Below are 7,834 nucleotides of genomic sequence, written 5' to 3'. Positions count from 1 at the left end.
CGGCCTCGAGCGCGGCCTCGAGGCCGCGCTCGCCCGGGGCGAGGAGCTGCTGCTCCGAGCTCCCGTGGCCGGTGGCACGGTGGCGATCCGGACCTCGGATGGGGAGCGCGTGGCGGCGTTCGGTACCGCGGGTCCCGGCGGGCCTCCGATGCCGGTCGACGCCCGCCTCGAGATCGGATCGATCTCGAAGAGCGTCGCCGGGCTCGCCGCGGCCCGGCTTGCGGTCGAGGGGCGGATCGACCTCGACGCGCCCGTGCGCGCGCTCCTGCCGTGGCTGGAGCTGCCGCTCGGTGCCGGCGAACCGTGCCTGCGGCACCTGCTCGGGCACACCGCCGGCTGGATCGCCGGGAGCGATGCGCTGCCCGGCGAACGGGCGCAGGCCCTGGCGCTCGGCGAGACCGTCGCCGGGAGCCGGCCCGGCGCGTTCTTCCACTACAGCAACATCGGGTACGTCGTGCTCGGTCTGGCGCTCGAGGCCGCCTGCGGGCTGCCGTACCCCGATATCGCGCGGCGGCTCGTGCTCGAACCGCTCGGCATCGACGGCGCGGTGACGAACCTCACGGGAGCCCGGCGCGGCGAGCTCTGCCGGGGGACCGTGCCGCTCCGGGACGACGCGCCCTGGCGCCCGGCCGACGGGATCGCCGAGGCGCCGTGGCTCGAACCGGCGGGAGCCGACGGCAACATCGCCGCGACGGCCGGCGAGCTGCTGCGCTTCGCTCGAGCGCTCACGGATCCGGGATCGTTCGCGGCTTCCGCGCCCTGGCTGCCGGAGGCCGTCGCCGTCGCCTCCGCACCGTCGGCGCCGAGCGGCGAGGGCGTGCTCGACGTCGGTCCGCACCTGCCCGCGCCGGGGGACCGCTACGGCTTCGGGCTCAACGCGGAACCCACTGCGCGCGGAACGGTGCTCACCCACGGCGGCGGCATGGTCGGTTATGGCGCGTTCCTCGTCGCTCACCCGGAGGCCGGGATCTCGGTCGCGGTGCTGCTGAGCGGACCGGGGGAGCGTCCGTACGCCGAACTGCTGGCGCGCGAATGCCACGCGGCGGCGGTCGGCGCGGATGCCGCGCCGGGCGGCGCGGATCCGATCGGGGCCCTGCAGGTACCCCGGGCACCGCTCGACCTCGATCCCGTGAGCGCGGGCGGCGTCGCCGGCACCTACCGGAGCTACAGCCCCTGGGTGCCTCACCTGGAGGTCGGCCGGGATGTCGGAGGGCGTCTCGTGCTGCGCGCCTATGCCGGAGTCGAGGCGCCGACCGAGGACGTGCCGCTCGTGGCGCTCCCGGGTGAGGGCGCGCGGACGTTCCGGGTCGGCTCGGATCCGAGACTGCCCGAGCGGATCCGCTTCGAGGGGGTGATCGACGGGGTCGCACACGTGCTCGTGCGCGACGGGGGCCGGTTCGCGAGGGTCTCCGACCGCTGAGCTACCGGCCTACTCGTCGGGGACGAGGATCGGGGTGTCGCGGTTGAGGCTCTCGCCGCGGAAGTACGGCTTCGAGCCGGGACGCAGCGCCCACAGCCCCATGAGGATGAAGCCGAGCACGATCGAGCCGACGCCGATCACGAAGGCGCCGCCGACGCCGAACAGCACGGTGTAGCCGTAGTCGACGTCCCACATGTCGATGGCCGACTGCACCAGCGCGTAGGCGAGCATGAGGCCGCCGAGCAGGGGGAAGATGCCGCGCATCCAGAGGTTGCGGGCGCTCTCCTTCAGGGTGCTGCGGAAGTACCAGACGCAGGCGAACGAGGTGATCGCGTAGTAGAGCGCGATCGCGAGGCCCATCGAGCTGAGCGAGTCGGCGAGCATGTCCGTCGACACGATCGACATGACGACGTAGTAGACGATCGAGGCGATGCCCATCATGAGCGTCGAGAACCACGGGGTCTTGAGCTTCGGGTGCACCTCTGCGAACTTCGCGGGCAGCGCGCGGTAGACGGCCATCGAGAGGGTGCCGCGCGCGGTCGGCAGGATCGTCGTCTGCGTCGATGACGCGGCCGACACCATCACGGCGAGGATCAGGAACCAGCCCCACGGCCCGAACAGCACGTCGCGGAGCACGGTGAAGACGTCGTCGAGGTTGGACTCGTTGGTGAGGCCGAAACCGGTGTCGCCGAAGCCCGCGAACATCATGACCGCGATCGAGACGCCGACGTAGACGAAGATGAGGACGACGATGCTCGAGATCGCCGCGCGGCCGGGGGTCTTGCGCGGGTTCTTCGTCTCCTCGTTGAGCGCCAGGCAGGTGTCCCAGCCCCAGTAGATGAAGAGCGCGAGCAGCACGGCCTGCATGAATCCGTGCCAGTCGGTGAGCTCCGCCGGGTTGAACCAGTTCCAGTCGAAACCGATGGAATCGGGGTTGCTGCCGTTCAACGCGTTGACGAGCGCGAGGACGCCGAAGAGCAGCAGCGCACCCATCTGCACGACCATGAGCACCATCTGCATGCGGTCGCCGATCTGCACGCCGAGCATGCTGATGCCGACCATGAGCGCGATGAACACGACCGAGGTGATCACGACGATCGTCTGGTTGTTCGCGAATTCCTCGTTGCCGATCAGGTACCAGAAGTACCTGCCGGTGATCTCGCCGACGTTCGCCATGACCATGACGCCCGCCACGGCCACCGCCCAACCGCCGATCCAGCCGGTCTTGGGCCCGAACGCCTTGGCGCCCCACACGAAGGTCGTGCCGCAGTCGGGCGCCTCGCGGTTCAGCTCCTGGTAGGCGAACGCCGCGAAGACCATCGGGATGCAGGCCACGACGAAGACGAGCGGAGCCTGGGCGCCGACGGCGACGATGACGTAGCCGAGGGTCGCGGCGAGGGAGTAGAGGGGAGCGGTCGAGGACAGGCCGATGATCGTGGAGCCGACCACGCCGAGGGTGCCTTCGTTGAGGCCCTTGCCGACGTGGATGTGCCCCGTGTCGGTCGCGTTGCTCAATGTCGTCTTCGCCATGTGCTTATCGTTTCTTTCGCCTTCGAACGCAAACCCCGGAAGTCTACACAGCCGGAGGGGCCTTGATTACCCCGCTTGGAGGATCCGTTCGGCGGCGCGCCGTCCCGAGGCCATCGCCGCGGTGACCGTCGCCGGATCCTCCTGCCAGGTGGTCTCGCCGGCGATGTGCAGCACGCCGCCGATCGGCTCGGCCAGACGCTCGTGATCCTCGGGCGTCGAACCGACCGTCATGTACGCGTACGACCCGTGGGAGTAAGGATCGTCCTGCCATCGGGTGATCCGGGCGTGCTGCGGTTCGGGGACCGCGTCGCCGAAGATTTCACGCAGGGAGGCGAGCACGGAATCGGTGATGCGCTCGTCGCTCCAGCCGCGGATCTCGCGCGCGCAGGACCCGGCCGCGAAGGTGAGCAGCGTCGGCGTGCCGTGCAGCGCGGTGAGGTCGTACCAGGAGTGCCACCAGGCGCCGGCCGGTCCCTGACGACGCACGGCGTAGACGCCGTCGTCCCAGAACTTCCGGTCGAAGCGCAGGAACACCTTCTCGAACGCGTTCATGGTGAGCCCGGCGAGCGCGTCGGCGTTCACCGCGGGCAGCGGAGGCTCGATCCGGAGCTCGCCGGAGCGCAGCACGCCGACCGGCACGGTGAGGACGGCCGTGGCCGCCGCGAACTCCGCGCCGTCGACGGTCGTGACCACGACGCCGTCCTCGCTCCAGTCGACGCGCGCGACCGGGTGCTCCAGGCGCACGTCGAGCCCCTGCGCCAGGTGGGTCGCGAGCTCGTCGTAGCCGCGGGGGAACACGACCTCGTCGCCGTCGACCGCGTCGTCGTCGAGGCCGTGCGCGTCGAGATCGACCGCGTCCGCGCCGTACTGCTCCTCGCTGCGGTGGTGCAGGTACTCGCGCACCCGGGCCGCACGATCCGCGTCCCAGCCCAGGGACCCGAGCGCCGCGTCGACGGCCGTCGCGTAGGAGGTCGCCGGGGCCGCGGCGGCGATGACGCCGCCGAGCGCGCGGTCGAACTCCGCGACGTCGGCGATGAAGGCGTCGGCGTCCGCATCGCTCAGGCGCGCGCCGTCGGGGCCGTAGTACGCCACGGGGCGGCCGCCGGCCTGGTAGCTGCCCATCGTGAACTCGACGGTCGGCATGCCGGCCGCTTCGGTCTCGGCGTAGACCTCGCTGCCGTCGATCCCGTGGATCCACGACGCGCCGAGATCTGTGACGCGCCCGTCCTCGCGCTCCGTGTGCACCCGGCCGCCGATGCGATCGCGTGCTTCGATCACGACGACGCTCCGCCCCGCCCGCCGCAGCTCCGCGGCCGCCGAGAGTCCTGAGATGCCTGCGCCGATGACGATGGTGTCGAGGTGGGTGCTCATGCCCGTGAGCCTAGTCCGCCTCGGTAACACTGGGGATCGGGGGCGGTCCGATCTCTTAGGATGGAGATCATGGCCAAGCCCTCCCCGTTCTTCATCACGACGCCGATCTTCTACGTCAACGACGCCCCGCACATCGGGCACGCGTACACCGAGGTCGCCGCCGACGTGCTCGCCCGCTGGCACCGCCAGGCGGGCGACGACACGTGGTTCCTCACCGGCACGGACGAGCACGGCCAGAAGATCCTGCGCACCGCGACCGCCAACGGCGTCGCTCCCAAGGAATGGGCCGACCGCCTGGTCGAGTCCTCGTGGAAGCCGCTGCTCGATCTGATCGACATCTCGAACGACGACTTCATCCGCACGACCGACGCGCGGCACGAGGCGGGCGTCGCGAAGTTCCTGCAGAAGCTGTACGACGAGGATCACATCTACGCGGGCGAGTTCGAGGCGCTGTACTGCGTCGGCTGCGAGGAGTTCAAGCCGAAGAGCGAGATCGTCGACGGCACGGGCGAGTTCGAGGGCCAGAAGGTCTGCGCGATCCACTCGAAGCCGCTCGAGCTGCTGCAGGAGAAGAACTACTTCTTCAAGATGAGCGCGTTCCAGGACCGCCTGCTGGCGCTCTACGAGGAGCGCCCCGACTTCGTGCAGCCCGCGAGCGCGCGCAACGAGGTCATCGCCTTCGTGCAGCAGGGGCTCGAGGATCTCTCGATCTCGCGGTCCTCCTTCGACTGGGGCATCCCGATCCCGTGGGATTCCTCGCATGTCACCTACGTCTGGTTCGACGCGCTGCTCAACTACGTCACGGCCATCGGCTACGGCGAGGACGACGAGCAGTTCCAGCGCCGCTGGCCCGCGAACCACCTCGTGGGCAAGGACATCCTGCGCTTCCACGCCGTCATCTGGCCGGCCATGCTCATGGCGGCCGGGCTCGAGGTGCCCGATCACGTGTTCGCGCACGGCTGGCTGCTGGTCGGCGGCGAGAAGATGTCGAAGTCGAAGCTCACCGGCATCGCGCCGAACGAGATCACCGACACCTTCGGCTCCGACGCGTTCCGCTACTACTTCATGCGCGCGATCTCGTTCGGCCAGGACGGCTCCTTCAGCTGGGAGGATCTGGCCGCGCGCTACCAGGCCGAGCTCGCCAACGGCTTCGGCAACCTCGCGAGCCGCGTGCTCGCGATGAACGCGAAGTACTTCGAGGGCGTCATGCCGCAGGCCGCCGACGAGACCGCGGCCGACGCCGCGATCCGCGAGCTCGCGGCGTCGGTCGCGTCCCGCGCCGACGAGCGGATCGGCGCGTTCGCCGTGCACGAGGCGATCGCCGCGATCTGGGAGCTCGTCGACGCGCTCAACGGCTACATCACCGAGCAGGAGCCCTGGGCACTCGCGAAGGATCCGGCGCAGCGCGACCGCCTCGCGACCGTGCTCGCGACCGCGACGGAGGGCCTGCGCGCCCTCGCGCAGCTGCTCGCTCCGGTCGTCCCGGTCGCGACGGCGAAGCTGTGGACCGCGCTCGGCGCCGACGAGGCCCTGGGCTCGCTGAGCGCGCAGCCGATCCGCGAGGCCGGCAGCTGGGGCCGTCTGCCCGCGGGGACCCCGCAGCAGAAGCTCGACGTGCTGTTCCCGCGCATCGAGACCGACGGGAAGTAGGCGCCGCATGAGCGACCACTCCTCAGGGGAGCCCGACGCGGCAGCGCCGCAGCCGCCTGCTGGCGGCCTGCGCAAGCGCTCCACCGACGGCTCCCTTCCGGGTGCGCAGAAGCGCGACCTGCAGCGACCGGCGAGCCCGGAACCGCTGCCGATCCCGGTCTACGACAACCACACCCACCTCGAGTTCGAGGACGGCTTCGAGCAGCTGGATCCCGCCGAGTCGCTCGCCCGGGCCGAGGCCGTCGGCGTGCGCGGCGTCGTGCAGGTCGGCACCGACCTCGAGACGAGCCGCTGGAGCGCCCAGATGGCGGCGGCCGATCCGCGCGTGCTCGCCGCCGTCGCGCTGCACCCGAACGAGGCGCCCCGCCTCGCCGAGCGCGGACTGCTGTGCGAGCACCTCTCCGAGATCTCCCGCCTCGCCGCGCAGCCGCGCGTGCGCGCGGTCGGCGAGACCGGACTCGATTTCTTCCGCACGGGGGAGGACGGGCGCGAAGCGCAGCTCGAATCGTTCGAGGCGCACATCGACATCGCCAAGGCGAACGGGATCGCTCTGCAGATCCACGACCGCGACGCCCACGACGACGTCGTGGCGACGCTGCTCCGCGTCGGCGCACCGGAGCGCACGGTGTTCCACTGCTTCTCGGGCGACGTCGAACTGGCGAAGATCTGCGCCGAGCACGGCTGGTACCTGTCGTTCGCCGGCACATCGACGTTCAAGAATGCGCCCGCGCTGCGCGAAGCGATGCGCGTCGCCCCGTCGAGTCGGATCCTGGTCGAGACGGACGCGCCGTTCCTCACCCCCGAGCCGTTCCGGGGACGCCCCAACGCGCCGTACCTGCTGCCGCACACCGTGCGACGCATGGCCGAGACACTGGAACAGCCGCTCGACGAGGTCTGCGCCCTGCTGGTCGAGAACACCGAGCGGGTCTACGGCTCGTGGCAGATGGAACCGGAGACCCGATGAGCGACGACGCAGCACCCACCGCACCGGCGCTCCTCGGCCCCATCGAGGTGCGCGAGCTCGCCGAGCGGCTCGGCGTCTCGCCGACCAAGAAGCTCGGCCAGAACTTCGTGATCGACCCCAACACGGTGCGCAAGATCGTACGCCTCGCGGGGGTCGAACCCGGCGACCGGGTCATCGAGGTCGGGCCCGGCCTCGGCTCGCTCACCCTCGGCATCACCGAGGCCGGCGCCGACGTGACCGCGGTCGAGATCGACCACCGGCTCGCGGCCGAGCTGCCGAGCACGGTCCGCGCGATGCAGCCCGGGGTCTTCGCCGACCCCGACGCGCCGCGGTTCCGGGTGATCCGCAGCGACGCGCTCGAGCTCACGGCGGAGCACATCGCCGAACTGCCGGCGGCCCCCGAGGTGCTCGTCGCCAACCTGCCCTACAACGTGTCGGTGCCGATCCTCATGCAGTTCCTCGAACTCATGCCGTCGCTGCGGGCCGGGCTCGTGATGGTGCAGGCCGAGGTCGGCTACCGCATCGCGGCCGGACCGGGGTCGAAGGAGTACGGCGCACCGAGCGCGAAGGCCGCCTGGTACGGCGAGTGGGGGATCGCGGGTACCGTGAGCCGCCGGATCTTCTGGCCCGTGCCGAACGTCGACTCCGTGCTCGTGTCGTACGTCCGCTCCGACGAGCCGCGCGGCTCCGAGCCGGAACGCGTGCTGACCTTCTCGCTCATCAACTCGGCCTTCGCGCAGCGCCGCAAGATGCTGCGCCAGTCGATGCAGCCGGTGCTCGGTCCGCTCGAGCGCGCGGTCGAAGTGCTCGAAGCCGCGGGCGTCGATCCGATGGCCCGGGCCGAGCAGGTGTCGATCGATGACTTCCACCGCATCGCCCGAGTGCATGCCGCATCCGAG

General features: G+C 70.8%; 5 protein-coding genes and 1 pseudogene. 4 read left to right on the top strand and 2 right to left on the bottom strand.

Going from position 1 to position 7,834, the window contains the following annotated elements:
• On the top strand, positions 1–1,420 hold a 1,420-nt coding region (locus tag XM48_RS02890), incomplete at its 5' end, for a serine hydrolase (protein ID WP_046454275.1).
• A gap of 9 nt (positions 1,421–1,429) precedes the next feature.
• On the opposite strand, the gene XM48_RS02885 is transcribed toward XM48_RS02890, so the two are convergent.
• Positions 1,430–2,950 carry an APC family permease gene (locus XM48_RS02885; RefSeq protein WP_084820915.1) on the bottom strand — a complete coding sequence of 507 codons (1,521 nt, stop codon included), beginning with the start codon at positions 2,948–2,950 and terminating at the stop codon, positions 1,430–1,432.
• A gap of 66 nt (positions 2,951–3,016) precedes the next feature.
• The gene (locus XM48_RS02880; RefSeq protein WP_046454274.1) at positions 3,017–4,321 is read right to left on the bottom strand and encodes an NAD(P)/FAD-dependent oxidoreductase; all 1,305 of its coding nucleotides are present in this window, start codon (positions 4,319–4,321) and stop codon (positions 3,017–3,019) included.
• A gap of 69 nt (positions 4,322–4,390) precedes the next feature.
• Between XM48_RS02880 and metG the strand changes: the two genes are divergently transcribed.
• From metG to rsmA, 3 genes and pseudogenes are all read left to right on the top strand, one after another.
• Positions 4,391–5,971, top strand: a complete 1,581-nt coding sequence (gene metG, locus XM48_RS02875) for a methionine--tRNA ligase (protein WP_046454285.1) — start codon at positions 4,391–4,393, stop codon at positions 5,969–5,971.
• Between the two features lie 7 nt (positions 5,972–5,978).
• Positions 5,979–6,935 (top strand): TatD family hydrolase, encoded by a 957-nt coding sequence (locus XM48_RS02870; protein WP_084820914.1) that lies wholly within the window; start codon positions 5,979–5,981, stop codon positions 6,933–6,935.
• Positions 6,932–7,825 (top strand): annotated as a pseudogene (gene rsmA, locus XM48_RS17770) (16S rRNA (adenine(1518)-N(6)/adenine(1519)-N(6))-dimethyltransferase RsmA); the annotation flags it as partial. The gene XM48_RS02870 and the pseudogene rsmA, both read left to right, overlap by 4 nt.
• Positions 7,826–7,834 lie beyond the last annotated feature (9 nt).

The sequence above is a fragment of the Leucobacter sp. Ag1 genome (genome assembly GCF_000980875.1).
Taxonomy (GTDB): domain Bacteria; phylum Actinomycetota; class Actinomycetes; order Actinomycetales; family Microbacteriaceae; genus Leucobacter; species Leucobacter iarius.
The sequence above is the reverse complement of the archived record's forward strand: the minus strand, read 5'-3'. Positions and strand labels throughout refer to the sequence as shown.